Genomic DNA, 748 nt, shown 5'->3' on the forward strand with positions numbered 1-748 from the left:
GAGTTTCTTTATTCTGTACTTCTGAGCATTGGCTCCGTTGGCTTTCCATAAGTTTGCATTCTGACCGTTTGCGTTTGCATCCTTTCCGCCTGAAATATCAAGTCTAAAGCTTGAATCAGCGGCGCTTCCAAGCTCTATCCAATCATTTTCACTTATGCCGAGCTTTCCGATATTCGTTATCTTCTCCAGTTCAGGATGAGCCGCATCAAATGTTGTTGCGGATTCTATCTTCCAGCACTGTGCGTTCTTTAATGCATTAAGATCCCATACATCGACATTTTGACCATTTCTTACGTTTCCGCCTGAAATATCCAGAGCTTTACCGCTTACAGAGTTGATAAATATATATGAACCCTCTGCATTTCTGTATATCTTCCATGTCTGAGCATAGTTGTTGTAACTTGTCCACTGATCTACGTTTGCGCCCCTGTTAGGTGATGCTCCCGACACATCTACGGATGAATTGTATCCCGAAGATGCCGTCCTTATATAATATTCTCCGTTTTCGTTCGCCTTTTCTATACGGAATTTCTGAGCATTTGCAAAATTGCGCTCCCAGAGTCCTATATTGGCGCCGTTATTTACGCTTCCGCCTGATACGTCAAGGGCGTAGTTGGAATTTGAAGCGGAAAGAATGTTATATTCACCTTCCGCAAAGTCTTTTACCAATGTAAATCCCTTTGATTTTACTTCATTATTTGAAGCAGTTTTGATAAGATTCCACATCTGCGTCTCAGAACCGCTTATG

General features: G+C 42.0%; 1 protein-coding gene. It reads right to left on the reverse strand.

Features of this window, described 5'->3' with window-relative positions; genetic code table 11:
* On the reverse strand, window positions 1-726 hold a 726-nt coding region (locus ACYQ1N_RS07580; RefSeq protein WP_459834517.1), incomplete at its 3' end, for an RICIN domain-containing protein.
* Between the last annotated feature and the right edge of the window lie 22 nt (window positions 727-748).

The sequence above is a fragment of the Howardella ureilytica genome (assembly GCF_054657495.1).